The organism is Streptomyces sp. NPDC053431, from assembly GCF_044544925.1.
GTDB lineage: Bacteria > Actinomycetota > Actinomycetes > Streptomycetales > Streptomycetaceae > Streptomyces.
Genome location: NZ_JBITXX010000027.1, coordinates 1 through 14,417, shown reverse-complemented (window position 1 = coordinate 14,417; position 14,417 = coordinate 1). Strand labels below are relative to the sequence as shown.

The window sequence follows — 14,417 nt, the reverse complement described above, 5'->3', positions numbered from 1 at the left end:
GCTGATTCCTAATGTCGTCTGTCAAGCGCGAGGGCGGTCGGCGGCGTGAGCTGGTAGCACCGTCCGTCGCGGAGGAGGGCCCAGAGGACGTTGACCCGGCGGCGGGCGAGGGCAAGGACAGCCCGGGTGTGACGCTTGCCTTCGGCTCGTTTGCGATCGTAGAACCGGCGGGACTCGTCGCTCCGTCGGATGCTGAACAGCGCGGAGGTGTAGAGGACGCGTTGGAGCCGTCGGTTGTAGCGTTGCGGGCGTCGCAGGTTGCCGCTGATCTTTCCGGAGTCGCGCGGGACCGGCGCGACGCCGCCGAAGCCGGCGAGGCGGTCGGGGGTCTCGAAGGCGGACATATCGCCGCCGGTGGCGGCCAGAAACTCAGCGCCGAGGATGATGCCGAGGCCGGGCATGCTGGTGATCACCTCGAAGTGTCGATGATCGCGAAACGGGCCTCGATGAGCTTGTCCAGCTCGGCGACCTGCTCGCTGAGGGCCAGTACTTCCTTCGCAAGCGTGTGCACCATCTGCGCGGTCAGCTTCTCCCCGGACAGGCTGGTGGGCTGGCGCTCGGCGGCCTCGACCGCGGCCTGGGCGAGCTGGTCGGCTCGAAGGATCCTGCGGTTGCGCAGCCAGGTCTCCAGGCGTCTGGCGCCGAGCCGGCGGATGGCCGCGGCGGTCTGGTAGCCGGTCAGCAGGGTCAGTGGTCCCTTGTGCGTGAGGTCCAGGGCCCGCTCCAGGCCGGGGAAGATGCCGGTCAGCTGGGCTCTCAGCCGGTTGACGGTGCGGGTACGGTCGGCGACCACGTCGATGCGCCGACCGGTGAGGATCTTGAGGTCGATGACGGTCTCGTCGCCGGGGCATAGAGGGTGCAGATCGCGGCGGATGCGGACCTGGTCGGCGATGACGGCGGCGTCCTTGGCGTCGGTCTTTCCTTCGCCGCGGTAGGTCTCGGAGGCGCGGTGGATGGCGCGGCCGGAGATGTAGTGGACCTGCTGGTCATTGTTGAGGAGGATGCCATGGCCAGTGCGGCTCCGCCGTCGGCCAGGTCGATTCCCCAGGTCACCGTATCGCCCAGGGCCAGGACGTCGGTGAGAAGTTCGAGGAGTTCAGGCTCGTCGTTGGCGACGCGCCGCGACAGCAGCCGACGGCCACTCTCATCGATTCGCGACGCATTGGTGGTGGGTCTTGCCTGCGTCGATGCCGGCCCAGATCGCGGCCATCATGCCTCCGTGCGGTGGGGTGTGCTAGGTGCCTCCCGACGGACGACCCCGCTGTCGATTCCCTACGGAGCGATCATTCGCAATTCCTAATTGGCAGCCGAGTCGTCGTGGGGCGCCGGGCGGCCAATCAGTGGAAGCCGCAAGCGGCAGAGCCTTTTGAACCACACCCGGCACCCTGGGTGGGAGAACCATACGAAGGGTTCGCCCTGTCCCGGCATACAACGTAGGGAGCCTTTTCCAACCTGCTTCCGATGTGTGGCAGTTGAACTGACAACGTGGTGAATCCTCTGGTAGATGGGTTCTCGACCAAGAGAACCGTCTCCATCAGAGGGCATTGTCAGGTTGAGTGGGGGTGATCTGATTCGAGGCGTGTTCGGTCATGGTGGTGGCGTGTGGTTCAGGCTGCATGCAGGCGCTCATCGTCTCCTCGCACACGCTGTGGCACGCCATGCATGCTTCGATGCACTCCTGCATCTCCCGGCTCATCTCAGGCACCGGCCCGACAGACTGGCTCATGACTCCTCCTTGGACAGCAGAACCCCGAATGGGCGCGCACCTGGTACCTCGCGGGCATAAGAGCACATCCGGCCGCCTGGGGCGCTGTAGGCCGCAGTCCCGCGGATGAGGGGGCGGGGGGGCGGGGCTGGAGCCTGAGTCAGCGGGCAGTCCCGGTCTCAAAGGGGAGAGGCCGAGGCTGCAAGAGTTGGGCGGTTCGGCAAGAAGAACCGGGGAGCCTGGGACGTGGCCCCGATGCCGGGCGCGGGATCGGGGCCACGGAGTCGTGCGGGTCCGGCCGTGGGGCGGTCGGAATGGTGCACGCGTCGTGAGGAACAACGCCTGACGGCGGTGAAAGGGCACGTACTGCGTCCGTATGAAAGCCGCTCTCACGCGGCCGGGAGAGATCGGGAGCGGTTGCTGCCGGCTTGCGACGCGCGCCGGGCCGGTGAGGGGCAAGGGCGGGGGGAGGGGTGTTGGAGCTTTCTTGATCGCCTCATCGGCCGGAGGGGGGTGCGCCGGACTCTTTCGTTCTGTCGTCCCACGCACTCCCGGGCGTTCACACGGCGACCATTCTTCCGGCCTTCCCGCCCAGCCGAGCGGCCGCAGGAACTCCCCATCGGCATCACGATCTATAACTACGGACTGAGTTGTTTTCAGAACAGCGCCAGGCTGTCGCTGGTGTCTGCGATGACGGGACGAGGCTGGGCGGGGAGGCCGTCCAGGCGGCGTGCCGCAGCCACGAAAGCGCTCGGCGGCTTCGCGGGAGGGGATGCGCGCCAGGAGGCGGTGCTCGCCGGATGGACATCCGTCGACGGCGACAGTGAGCGGGCAGGAGCACGGTGCGTGGTGGCTGCCTGTCTACGACACGTGCAGTGGACCGCAAGGTGTTCGTGTGCGGGAGGGTGGGGCGTAGCGTCCGCCAGGCTGTGTGGGGAGGCCCATGCGGCGAGGAGGGTGTGCGGGCGCGGCAGCCGGGGCAGCGGTGCCAGTGGTGGAGCCAGTCGGTGACGTCGGTGCCGCCCGACTGACCATGATCGCCACAGCCGGATCATGCCATCCACCAGCACGGACACCTCACCCGCTATCACATACCAGCCCGTTTAATAGCGGTGGATGATCCGGCGATACCGCCCTCGCTGCCGTCGCGTCCAAGCGGAAGGGGGCGTCGCACTACGGGAAGCCGAAGAAGCGCGCCCGCCGGGGGGGGCTATGGCATCGCCCGCTCGATCATCGGATGGTGGCCGTGAGGGTGTGGGCACGCACGGCTGCTGCCACCGCAACGTCGCCGGCCTGGCCCCGGGCTTCCAGGCCGGCGACGATTCCCTCGACGTTTTTCTGGGGTTGATTCTGGCTCAGCTTGAACTTAGCCGTGATGCGGCTGATGACTAATTCGATGCCGACGACGGCTCGTATCTGTCGCTCGACGAACTTCGCCGGGGCGTCGTCGACGGACCAGGGCTCGGCGTAGCCGCCTTCATGCCGGTCGGTTAGACGGCGGATCTGCGCCTCAATCCAGCTCGGGTCTTCGTGCACAATCAGCTGCCCATAGACATGTGCGGTCACGTAGTTCCAGGTCGGCACCACGCGGTGGTTATCAATCTTGGTCGCGTACCACGACGGCGTCATATACGCCTCGGGCCCGCGGACGATCACCATGGCCTCGCCCTGCACCGGCTCACGCCACTGGTCGTTGGCACGCGCCATGTGCCCGATGAGGGCGCCGTGGCCACCGGATGCAGGGGCGTACTCGAAGGGCAGCAGGGTGGCTAGGAGACCCTGCTGAGTCAGGGTAATCAGGTCAGACGCGCCTTGATTGGCCAGCAGGTCATGGACGGCCGCCTCGTCGGGCACGAACTGTTTGGGGACGTACATAGTCAGCCTTTCGGTGAAAGCTATGGGTGGACTTTAGATGCCGCGATTCAGGAGTCTGTGATACATCGGCAGGCAGCGCTCATGGGGTTTTCGCGTAGCCATATGAGGACCTGCTGGGCATGTTGGTTTGGCGGGAAGATTGGATAGAAGACGTGCTCGATCACGTCGTTTCTGATGACGAGGGTGAGCCGTTTGAAAAGCCGCGTGCTGTCGGCCTCGAACGTGGGCAGGCCGAGAGTGTCAGCCAGGCTGAGGGTGGGGTCGGAGAGCATGTCGAACGGAAGCCCCAGCCGTTCCACGACCTCCTTCTGGTAGTCGGTGTCCTGGCTGGATAGCCCGTACACACGGCTGGCGCCAGCTTCGAGAAGCTCTTGGAAGTGGTCGCGGAAACCGCACGTTTCCGGGGTGCAGCCGCGGGCCCCGGGGATGGCGTTCCAGCCTTCCGGCAGATCGGTGCCGGGACGGCCGGTGAGAGGGTAGACGTAGATCACAGTGCGACGCGGTCCCAACGAGCCCAGTCGAACCTCTTTGTCTCCCGTGCTCAACAGAGCCAGCTGGGGCATCTTCATGCCCAGTAGGTGGTTTGCAGCACCGTCGTCCTCAGGGACGGGAAGGTCGGCGGGCAATGTCAGATAATCCTCCCGATACAGGTTGACGATGCTGCCCCGGTGGGCGGCGGCGTTGAGATGACTGATCAGCATCGCGCGACGGGAAGTCAGCAACTCGACGTGTTCGGTAAGTTCATCGATGGCCTCGCGATAGCTCGCCAGCGATGCCGGACAGTCATCGGCGTGCAGGCGCCCTGCAGCCAGACACTCCAGGAACGGCCGTGTGCGCTCCACGGGGATACCCAACCGCTGGAGAGCTCTGATCTCACGCACCAAACGTACGTCGTCCTCGGTGTACTTCCGGTACCCGTTGGAGAGACGCTCGGGCGTGATCAGCCCTAACGATTCGTAATACCGCACTGCCTTGCTTGTCACGTCGGCCTGACGTGCGAGCTCACTGATCTTCATGCCGTTCACCTCGCTTAAACGCTAAACCTTGCCCTAGGGGGCAAGGTCAAGCGCCGGTACGCTGATGTGACCGCCAGGCGCTGCGACTGGAAACTCAGGCATCGGCGGCGATAGATAGGGCAAGCGCAGTCGCACCGCCACGCTGCGACACCTTGAGGGGCCAACCGGGTGAAGCCGACCTTGACGGCCTCTCGCCCGAGGAACGTACCCCAGATCGAGGAGGCTGTCGCCATAAGCCGCAAGGCCCCGCGCCCCGACGCGGCTATGGCCGCTGTAGTCAGGCTGTCGCTTTTGGATCACCGCGCACGCGGGGCGCCGCTTGGCACAGGGCACGCAGCCGCCAGCGGCACACTCGTGGCGCACGCCACCGCGAATCGCTCGGTGAACCGTTCCGACTTTCCTGCCGGTGTTTTGCTGGCCGGTGATCAGTCGGCTCGTGGTTCTGCGTCACGTAGTGGGCTGCCTCGAACCCGGTGGGGCTGATCATGCCCAGACTTGAGTGCAGGCGCCGGTTGTTGTACCACTCGACCCAGGAGGCGGTGGCGTAATCGACCTCAGCGATCGTCTTCCAGGGGCCGTCGTGGAAGACGATTCATTACCCGACTATTGGTGCTCCATGCCCTCAGGATGACTGCACACAATTCTTCAGTGTCCGGCAGGGGTTCTAGTGGGTGATTTGCTTATTAAGCCGCGGCCGTCATCGCGTACCCCATACGGCAAATTGCAGGCGTCAAGTACTACAGGCAGCGAGTCTCTATACTCGGCAGAAACCCTTAACAAATATTCCACTTGCGATAGAGGCTGTCCTGAGAGTTCCCGGTGGCCAGTGGGAAGTAGATCAAGAATTGCATCAACGATGTCGGGAAGCTTCGCGAGTGGACTGTACGCTCCGAGATAAAATTGTTCATCAATTCCCTTGGGCGAGCGCTCGTAGTCTTCAGTGAGGCAAGTGCGGCGAAGTACTTCCTTCGCGTCAACGGCGCACCTATGGAGGCTGTCCTCGATCCATTCGCGTAGCACCAGCCGGCTATTCTCCAGAACGATGAGAGGCGGCAGGTTTTGGTCCTGGCCGCGCATCGAGAGGGAAATCCATTCACAATTCATTGCGAACCCCTATATTGGCCGTTGCTGTAAAGGATTGCGTTGTAGGCGGGTGGGGGTAGATGGAGCTGGTCGGTGGTGTAAGTGCCGAAGCGGAGAATTTTCTCATGAAGGGGCTGAGGACCGCCAGGCCGGCCGGGTGGAGAGTCCAGCCCTCGCGGGCCATCTGGGTCAGGGGGTGGTCACGCTGCATGGTGGTGGAGAAGACCGAGCTGGCGGTGAGGAGGTCGAGGACGTGACCGCCTTGTCATGCAGCTCGTGGTCGCGGATAGCCAGCCAACCGGAGTTGCGGAAGTGCGGCCACTTCGTGTGGCCGTTGTAGGCCTCGGCCTTGTTGCTGGCCTTCTGGATCTGTTCGCGCAGTGAGAGGGGTCCGACGGGTACCGAAAAAGCACGGCGATGCGGACAGCCAGGCCGACCTCGCGGATAGCCTGGTAGATCTGGTTCTTACGGGACCGGTTGTTCAGCCGGCACAGGAGTGTGACGGAGGAGACGGTGCCGTGCTTGACGGAGAGGGCGGCCTGCATGAGGTCGGGCCAGTGGCGGCAAATCAGATCCCAGTCGACGGCTGCGCGCGGGCCGGTGGAGAACCGCAGTTTGCTCTGCCAGCCTTCCCAGCTTCAATCCTTCCGTGAGCGACCCCTGCGCACGACGGGCGAACGGTCGGCGCCGACACGCGGCCCAAACCCATCACGCCGCAGTTGCAAGGGATAGGGCCCCTGGTTCCGTCACGGCATCTTCTCCCACCTTCAGCAACCGCAGGCCCCAGGATGCTCGTTCTCGGCAGGCTCGGTCCCCCTCAGCGGGTTCGTCAAGGCTCTCGATTTCGCCCATGCATTCCTTAAGCTCTTTCAACTTGGGCTTCGATGAGCAGCCCGACAGGCTGTGACCAGCGGAGATACCTGCGGCCCGTCACTCGATCGGTGGGCGGGTTGAAAAGGCTCCTTGATCTCGTGCCGGTCTCCCGGGTCGGCTCCCGTCGCAGTCATGAGGCCGTGCGCTGGCTGCATCGCAGGGCACTCTCGCGATCTGCTACCCGGCAAGCTGCAGTTGCGTGAGATGCCCGGGGTCCATGCTGCCCTTCCGAAAAACCGAGTCCTTCAGCACGGCAGCGATCTTTCTCCGGCGGCAGTCCCCCGCGCTCTGCCTCGGGCGGTCTTGAGCGCAGATTACTCACTCGCCTGTCGTTGCTTCCGCTGAGTCTGGACGGAAACGCGGCACTTTTTACGTATCCCGGCCATACCAGCGCAGGGAAGCGGGCCGTGCCGACCTTGATGCACCACCGTAGATGAGTACTCGCCGAGGAATGAGCCGGCAAGCGACGGCGGCGCCTGGGTGCGGTGTAGGGGCGGGCCGGATACAGGCGCCGCTTTCGGTTTTCTGGCGCACGGATGGCCTTTTTGAGGAGTGGTGTGATGGACCCGGGGGCGTGGGCGCGGCTGGAAGAGGGTTGGGGCATGCTGCGAGAGGGGCGTCTGAGGGAGGCGCTGGCGGCTGGCGAGGGAGCGCTGGCAGTTCTGGAGAGGGACTTGGGCGGGGCAAGTACGGATGTAGCGGATGCGCTTTTGTTCCGGGGCTGTGTGCTCGGTCGGCTGGGCCGGAATGGGGAGGGGCTGCGGGATCTTCTGCGTGCGGTAGCTATCACTCGGCCGCTGCGGGCGGTGGTGCCGGCTGACAGGGCGCACGCACGGGCGTTGCGCGAGGTGGCAGCGGGCTTGTGGCGGGCCGGGCGCTACCAGGCGGCGGAGGTGTGGGCGCGGCATGGGGTGAGGTTCGCCGCCTCCTTGGAGGAACCGCTGGAATTGGCCCGCTTGCTGAACCTGCTGGGAGTGGTGCTGCGCAGTACCGGGCGGCTGAAGGCGAGCGAACGACGGCTGCGTGAAGCGATGTGGGCAGCGCGCAGATCGTCGGCTGGAGCGGCCGGGCAGGAGGCGATGGCCACGATCAGGCACAACCTTGCCGGGCTGTACCTGGCCTTCGGTGATCTCCGTACTGCGGAGCGCCAGGCTAGGGCTGCCTTGGAACTGAGGGAGAAGGCTGCCGGCGGCAACGTTCTCGCGCTGGCGGCGGACAGATTGTGTCTTGCCGGGGTGCTGTCTGCCGCAGGTCAGATCATTCCGGCGCGGGCACTGGCTGAGGAGGCGCTGAGCGAGTACAGCATGCGGCTGGGTGAGAACCACGCCGAGATCGGGTTCTGCCTCCACGTGCTCGCGCACACACACGTTGGGGAAGGCCGGCGGGATCTTGCCGCTGATCTGTACCGCCAGGCAATCGCGGTGAAGGCGCGCGCCCTGGGCGAGAATCATCCGGAACTTGCCGCCTCCTGGCTCGGCCTGGCCTTACAACTCAACGGCGCGGCACGTGATCACGCCCTGCGCCGCGCACAGCAGGTGACATCGGCTTCCGCCGTCATCCGGGTCGGGCGCGCCTGAATTGCCTTGACCAGGTAGTGCAGTCCCCCCTTTTTTTTGCGTTCCCTGGAGGATCCCGCGCGCTGACAGGGCAGTAGGTCGCGACCGTTACCGTTCCCGGCTCAGTGCGGACACTCCAGCGTCCGCTGGTCTGATGGGGACTTTCGCTCCGTGGGGGGGTGATGTGGGAGTCGATGCCGCGTTCGCGGGTGCGGGCTCGGTGACCAGGGGTATGCCCTCGGCTCGGTCAGCCGCGAGCATCTGGGCCCTGTTGCGCCGCGGCCGGCCGGGCTTCCGCCGGCGCGCTACCGCCGACGGGATTGTTGGCGGTGCAGCCGGACGCGACAAGGTGGTCCATGCCGAGGCCGATCACGCGGTCGTAGGTCCTCTATGACTTCGAGCTTGATCCACTCGTCCCGACGGCGACGCGGCGTCGTGGCAAAGCAGCGCGCATCGGCCGCACATTTCGCATCCATAGCCGACCGAGTAACAGAACTTGTGCCAGGCGGTCGAAGGCCACAGCATCGGGAATCTGCGGGTTGCGACAGCCCAGCGGATGGTGGTAAGCGCGGTCCGGTAGCAAGACCCGGCGGCTGTAGGGGCGGCCAGGTGGTGATGCCCTCCAGCTCCAGTCGGGCGGGGGACAGTTCGCGGACGGCCGAAGAGGACCGTCCCCCACACCGATCCAGTCCTCCCCGGGCCGCGAAGCCGCTTTGCGCGCCGTGGTCCGAGCTAGGATTACTGGGACCGGGGCAGAGCGGCGCCCGCTGCGCCGCCGGCCACTGCGGACTTCTGGCCTGGTAAGATACTCCGGCGGCGCTGTTACTGCAGAAAATCAGCTGACGTCTGGCGAGTCTGCGGCGATATACGTCCACTGGTACAGCCCGTAGGTAGCAGAAGCCCGGCCGAACTCAACGTAGAAGTCGAACGCGGCATCGTTGACCCAGTTACCGTAGAACGTTGTTGTCGTTCCGCCTGGAACCCATCCGTAGTTCCAATGGGTTGTATCCTTGATCTGATACCAGGAGCCCGACTTCTGGAAGAGTTTAGCATCAATGTTCGCGAGCCAAAGATCTCCGCCCGTGTTATTGACTTCCACTAGGGCTCTGTCGTAGTCGGCGAAGTACTCCTTTCCTTGCTGGACACAACTGCGAATCTTCAGCGTCGGGCTGAGGGTTTTCCACTGCAGGCTGCACTGTCTGAACCAGGCGCTTGGAGAGGCCTGCGCCGCCGAAGAGGTCGAAAACGCGACAACTAATCCGAGGCAGGCTGTCAGGAGAACTCGGGCGATATTTTTCATCAGCGTTCCTTTCTTTCGAACCGGTCTTATGTGCATCAGTGTTGCCCCGCATGCCGGTGCTGCGTAGAGTAATAGGTTCTTAGCTCATGTCCCTATGTGGTGGATTTCAGCAGACGCTTGTAGCAGGGAAGTGGTGCGTGGAGCGGGAGGAAGGCCGCATAGTTGGCTGGGTTGGTTCCAGGCGGATGTCGAGCTGCAGGTATCCGGTGAGCCAGGAGATGGCGCTCGATGACCCAGCGGTGCCGGCGGAGCCGTTCTTTGGACTTGGTGCCCTTGGGTGATGCAGGGTGTGAGGCGCTGCCGGCGACCATCGCCGCAGTTCAGGATTGTGAGGGCTTTGTCCGCGTGGAGTTGGCTCGCATGTCTGCCCGTGACCGCGCCGCAAGATCTCTCGGCTAAGAGCCTGACGAAAAGAGGTGGGATCACCAGTAGGCGACGCACTGGATGAGATGCCGACAGATAAGCGTGAAACGTCTCCGTGATCCTGTGACGGGTCGCCATGCAGACCCGAGCTGTTCCGCGGCACCTTGAAGTCCGCGCCTGCCTCCGGCTCGGCCAGGGCTGCGCACGCAGGGGACGCCGCTGTCCTGGGACCGTGCGGATTGCGGCGTGGGCCGGTTAGGTCGAGACCAGCTGTCCGGGCTGCCTCCGACGGGGGGACGGCGTCGAGCAGGGGCATGAGTGGGTGTCGTCGTTGCGGTTGCCGCCGGGATGACCGCGAGCGGGGTGCTGTGTCCGTCGGTGAGCAGGTGGTGCTTGGAGCCGGCCCATCCCCGGTCGACGGTCGCGGGGCCTGTCCGCAGTCCTCGTTTAGCGCCCTGAAATAGCTGGAGCCGACGGCCAGTCTCGACCGGCTACGGCGGGCAGCAGCGTTCGGCTCGGCCAGCAGCACCTCATGCGGCTTTCCCAGACGCCGTCCTCGTTCCAGTGCCGCGGCCGTCGCAGCCCGACCGGACCCAAGGCCGAACTCCTGGCGTAGGTGTTCCCACTGCATCCCGGCGTGCAAGACAGGCAGGATCCCGCACCGCACCTGCCGGTTCGGGACCGGCTTACCGCCCGGGTACCTGCCACACACAGATCATCCGACATGATCCACGGCGAGGCCCCCACAGCCTAGACAAGCCGGACCCGCCGACCGGACCCGGTCACCTCATTGTGTTAGGCGTTCTAAGCGCAGACGGCGGTCCCGACCAGCCGCCAGGACAGGTTCATGCCGTCGGCTGAAGTGAAGCCATCCGCATCCTCGGAGGCATGCACATACACGTGCGTCCTGTCCGCGCTCGGCTCCACCGCGTCGACGTGCACCTGCGACTCATGCCCGTCCTGCCCGAGGATGTAGCCGCCCGCATCAATTACATGCTTTCCCGTCGGGCAAAGGACATAGACGGATTTCGAGTCACCTGTATTCTGATTAGTCTCGGCCGTAACGGTCACAGATTTGACTTTGGTAGCCTGAGCCTGACCGCAGACCCCTATACCCAGAGCGGCACTTAATAGGGCTGCCAGGCCTGCAGCGACGGTTTCGCGAACGCGCATCCGACCTATCCTCTCTTTGTGTGCATTAGGTCCGAAATGTGAGGACCTCCGGCCAGTTAACCGCGTCAACTTACCGGTTTGCCCCGCCGGGGGCAGCCTCTGGACCACTCTCCTGTGGCGCACCCGAGAGGATCGCAGACCACGCGTAGGGTGACGCTATCTCAGGCCGGGCGCGTGTTCATTGCAGCACGACCTGAAACAGGGAGAGTGAGGTTCTTTTACTCAATGCTGAAGCCAGTGTTAGGGGAGCGGTAGAGTCGTCACGCCGGATCATTTCGCCCCTATAGGGACGGCTTTCAGCCCAGCCGCGCCAGGCTTTACATGGGCCGACTAGCGTCCGAAAGTTCGGACTACCCTCCACCCGCACCCTGATGGAAGGACGCCGCCGCCCTCGCGCGGCGGTGGCCAGGGTAGCTGATCTGCCGTCGTCGCAATCACCGTGCCGCGTTATGGACCGCTTCGGAAGGTCGGGCGCGGATATACCCCAGGTCAGGATGGAGAATTATGAGTAGTGGCTACACTGGCACGGTTCATGCTCTGCAAGTAAACTCACATCTCAATTAAATCCCGTCTCTTGAGGTTGATTCAGTGTCCCTGAGTGTCAAATTGAAAAATATCGCCCCTGCTGCAGTCTTGGCCACTTCTCTGATAGCCGGACCAATGGCTGGTGTTGCAAGTGCATCTGGTGGTGACTACTTGGCGATAGGGCGGTTCGAGGGGAAGGGTTCCACTTATTACGCCGCTGCCAGCGACAGCATAACCCAGGCGATTAACTTCAGAAACATGATGATGGCTTGGCGTTCCGACCTAGAGTGCACATCGCCTTACTACACAGGCTGGTATCAGGATTTCATGGGTACGTACCATTACTTCAACTCGGTTAAGTGTGAAAATTAGATTCCTTTGATCGTGCCGGCGAGACGATAGCACGCAACAAATTTTGCGGCTCGCAGGTCCAGCACGTGAGGAAATAAGCAAGCACGGAAGTCGAGACATGCAATCCGCCCGGACCTTTCAGTTGCATTCCGGGCGGGTCGCTCTCGGGAAAGTAAAACTAGGACAGACCATAGGAGACGCGATTCTAGCTGACCTCACCTCGCGCCGGGCCGACGATGAGAGCGTTTGTCTGGCGGCGTCCACGCAAAAGGCCGTCGCGTAGGTTTTGCGTGGTGGCAGTGTCATCGGGCCTGCCAATGCCCTTCAGCCCATAGCCGTACTCCCGCTGGATCATCGCAACCCCCTTGCTGTGGTCTCTGTCCTGCCTTGCGGGCCGTGAGCGTGATGGCCTGATCGGCCGCGGCGGGCACGTATGCCAAGCTCTAGTTTTCTGAGTCAGTAATTCTGTTCAGATACGAGGCGTTCGAGGATCTCGTGGCCAGATGCAAGGCCTGGGGCGGTTGCCCAGGCCGCGAGCCATAGAGCGTGCCTCTCTGATCGGATGCTCAGGTGATCGGACGTGTCCGTCCGATTAGTGATCACTGATGCTATGTGGGACCGGATCGAGCCGCTGATGCCGGCCGATCCAGTCCGCGGTCGGCGGTGGGCCGACCACCGCAAAACCATGGAAGTCATCGCCTGAAAATACCGCGCCGGCTCGCCCTGGCGGGACCTGCCGGAGAGCCGGGCCCGTCCAGACGGCTCACAGACGGCTGATCAGCTGAGCCGTAGACGGCACTTGGGAACGCATCCTTGCCGCGGTCCTGGCGGCGGCCGACCACGCTGACGACATCGGTTGGACCGTCTCGGTGGACTCCACCGTCGTTTCTGCGGAAGGCGGCGAAACATTTCGCTGGGTGGACGCGTTGGTGCACCGCTGCCGGTTCAAGCAGTTCTGCCGACTCGGGGATTGCACACTCCAGCTTCTATTACAGCGTGCGGACAGCCGCCGACCGCGCCGCCTGCCACAGTCAAGCTGTCAGGTAGGAAATACTCTCCCGCCCCAAATTTGCAGGCTTACATTTAGGTAAAGATAACGGCTCCACCATTAGGGGTTAGCTTCATGGTTAAAAAACTCGCGCTGGGCGTAATTTCCGCTATATCTGCTGGCGCTATCACCCTCACTTCCGGCGCGGCCGCTCACGCCGACTCCGATTATTGGCAGATATCTGCAGCTGGGATTGCCAACTCCAAGACCGATGACTTCGAGATCCAGGCCTATATGGCAGAGCACCTACAGTCCAACTACGCCATGGCGGCCATTCAGATCGCCAGGATGAAGGCAGAGGTTATGGGAGCTTGGGTGATAACCGAGAATAAAAAGACCCCTAGCGGCCAGATCGACGATGGCGTCACCTGTAGCTTTAATAGCTTCCGGGTAAATACACGTGTAAATCCGGACTGGTCGACATCTTATACGTACACAATTTTGGGCTGGTGTAAGGATACCAACTGATAGCTCTTTCGTGGTTATCCCCTGAGCTGGTCTCGTGGCGCCGTTATCTAGTGATTTGAGTCAGAGATTCGTCCCACGGCCGCTCAGCCCGAGGTGCCGGTGGCTGCCGCGTTGACCCTGTCGGAACCGGCACGGCCGCAGCACAGCGCCAGTGCTCCGGGATACGTTTGGGGCACCCTGGTAGAGCAGATCACCGACACGGTGCACGAGGTCCTGGCCGCGTGCACCGGCAACGTCGACGCGGCACACGCGGATCTGATCGAGCGCGATCCCGGACGTGATGACACTGCTGAAGTCGTCCCGGGTGGGCGGCCGTTACGAGCACTCCGAATTCCCGCGGACCGATCGCTATCGCACGCAGCAGATCCCGCAGCCCTTCCCCGCCCCGGCCCAGCCGGCCGAACGCAGCCCCCCGCAGCAGACGCGCATTACCCACATCCGCCCTCGCCCCACCCAACTCCCGCTCCAGCACTCCCCCGGTCCTCCTCCAGCCGTGCACACGCCCCCGGCCACCGCCGATGGGCATCGCGACATCCTCGGTCTGTGGGACGACGGCGCCAACCACCAGCTCCGCGTGCCGACCGAGCTGAAGAACCGCGGCGTCGAAGACGTCCTGATGCTGGTCCGCGACGGCTTGAAGGGCCTGCCAGACCGTCGGCGAGGCCAGTCCCAGACCCTCGTGCAGGCCTGCGTCGTCCATCTCCTGCGGGCATCGTTCCGCTATGCCTCCCACCAGGACTGGGACAAGAGACACGACGTAAAGACGGAGGGGGCCACCGCCACCCAGTTCCACACCGTCCGCAGTGACACACCAAGAGACCCAGCGACCGCCACCGCGTGCTCGGTGGCCAACTCACCCCGGGAATCAAGGGCCATCAAGCGCGCCACCGCGCCCTCACGCCCGCCAGCCGGGCAGCGCCGCGGTATGTCCTCGCCACCAGAAACCCGATCGGGGCGCAGAGGTTTCCTCCCGCGAGCTAACCGACCTAGGGCGTTTCCTTCGGATCATCTGATCGTTGGTTGATGTGTGTCGTTGACTGACGCCCAGTGGGCGAGGATCGAGCCGTTGCTGCCGGACCGG

The 14,417-nt window shown here is 63.8% G+C and carries 7 protein-coding genes and 6 pseudogenes; 4 read left to right on the top strand and 9 right to left on the bottom strand.

The annotated features are described in order from the left end of the window. Positions 1-8: 8 nt before the first annotated feature. From ACIGXE_RS34805 to ACIGXE_RS34780, 6 genes and pseudogenes are all read right to left on the bottom strand, one after another. Positions 9-1,210 (bottom strand): annotated as a pseudogene (locus ACIGXE_RS34805) (IS110 family transposase). Between the two features lie 402 nt (positions 1,211-1,612). After that, positions 1,613-1,726: pseudogene (locus ACIGXE_RS34800) on the bottom strand (four-helix bundle copper-binding protein); the annotation flags it as partial. A gap of 1,209 nt (positions 1,727-2,935) precedes the next feature. Next, the gene (locus tag ACIGXE_RS34795; protein WP_399753954.1) at positions 2,936-3,580 is read right to left on the bottom strand and encodes an FMN-binding negative transcriptional regulator; all 645 of its coding nucleotides are present in this window, start codon (positions 3,578-3,580) and stop codon (positions 2,936-2,938) included. Between the two features lie 47 nt (positions 3,581-3,627). Continuing rightward, entirely contained in the window at positions 3,628-4,596 is a 969-nt protein-coding gene (locus tag ACIGXE_RS34790; RefSeq protein WP_399753952.1) for a MerR family transcriptional regulator, read from the bottom strand. A 430-nt stretch (positions 4,597-5,026) separates the two neighbouring features. Then, positions 5,027-5,185: pseudogene (locus ACIGXE_RS34785) on the bottom strand (integrase core domain-containing protein); the annotation flags it as partial. A gap of 694 nt (positions 5,186-5,879) precedes the next feature. After that, positions 5,880-6,293 carry a Tn3 family transposase gene (locus tag ACIGXE_RS34780; RefSeq protein ID WP_399753997.1) on the bottom strand — a complete coding sequence of 138 codons (414 nt, stop codon included), beginning with the start codon at positions 6,291-6,293 and terminating at the stop codon, positions 5,880-5,882. 1,188 nt (positions 6,294-7,481) lie between these two features. Here ACIGXE_RS34780 and ACIGXE_RS34775 point away from each other — a divergent pair. Then, positions 7,482-8,129 carry a tetratricopeptide repeat protein gene (locus ACIGXE_RS34775; protein ID WP_399753951.1) on the top strand — a complete coding sequence of 216 codons (648 nt, stop codon included), beginning with the start codon at positions 7,482-7,484 and terminating at the stop codon, positions 8,127-8,129. Positions 8,130-8,943: 814 nt separating this feature from the next. Here ACIGXE_RS34775 and ACIGXE_RS34770 read toward each other — a convergent pair. The 3 genes and pseudogenes from ACIGXE_RS34770 to ACIGXE_RS34760 form a co-directional block, all read right to left on the bottom strand. Then, complete coding sequence (locus tag ACIGXE_RS34770; RefSeq protein ID WP_399753949.1) at positions 8,944-9,408, bottom strand: hypothetical protein; 465 nt, start codon at positions 9,406-9,408, stop codon at positions 8,944-8,946. A 598-nt stretch (positions 9,409-10,006) separates the two neighbouring features. Continuing rightward, positions 10,007-10,497 (bottom strand): annotated as a pseudogene (locus ACIGXE_RS34765) (transposase); the annotation flags it as partial. 78 nt (positions 10,498-10,575) lie between these two features. Beyond that, entirely contained in the window at positions 10,576-10,944 is a 369-nt protein-coding gene (locus ACIGXE_RS34760; protein WP_399753947.1) for a hypothetical protein, read from the bottom strand. Between the two features lie 1,456 nt (positions 10,945-12,400). Between ACIGXE_RS34760 and ACIGXE_RS34755 the strand changes: the two are divergent. The 3 genes and pseudogenes from ACIGXE_RS34755 to ACIGXE_RS34745 all read left to right on the top strand — a co-directional run. Next, a pseudogene (locus ACIGXE_RS34755) lies at positions 12,401-12,713 on the top strand (transposase); the annotation flags it as partial. Positions 12,714-12,943: 230 nt separating this feature from the next. Beyond that, positions 12,944-13,336, top strand: a complete 393-nt coding sequence (locus ACIGXE_RS34750) for a hypothetical protein (RefSeq protein ID WP_399753945.1) — start codon at positions 12,944-12,946, stop codon at positions 13,334-13,336. A 511-nt stretch (positions 13,337-13,847) separates the two neighbouring features. Further along, positions 13,848-14,084, top strand: a pseudogene (locus ACIGXE_RS34745) (transposase); the annotation flags it as partial. Positions 14,085-14,417 lie beyond the last annotated feature (333 nt).

Coding starts and splice junctions, on each gene's coding strand:
- ACIGXE_RS34795 (WP_399753954.1), bottom strand. CDS start 3,580: ATGTACGTCCCCAAACAGTTCGTGCCCGACGAGGCGGCCGTCCATGAC.
- ACIGXE_RS34790 (WP_399753952.1), bottom strand. CDS start 4,596: ATGAAGATCAGTGAGCTCGCACGTCAGGCCGACGTGACAAGCAAGGCA.
- ACIGXE_RS34770 (WP_399753949.1), bottom strand. CDS start 9,408: ATGAAAAATATCGCCCGAGTTCTCCTGACAGCCTGCCTCGGATTAGTT.
- ACIGXE_RS34760 (WP_399753947.1), bottom strand. CDS start 10,944: ATGCGCGTTCGCGAAACCGTCGCTGCAGGCCTGGCAGCCCTATTAAGT.
- ACIGXE_RS34750 (WP_399753945.1), top strand. CDS start 12,944: ATGGTTAAAAAACTCGCGCTGGGCGTAATTTCCGCTATATCTGCTGGC.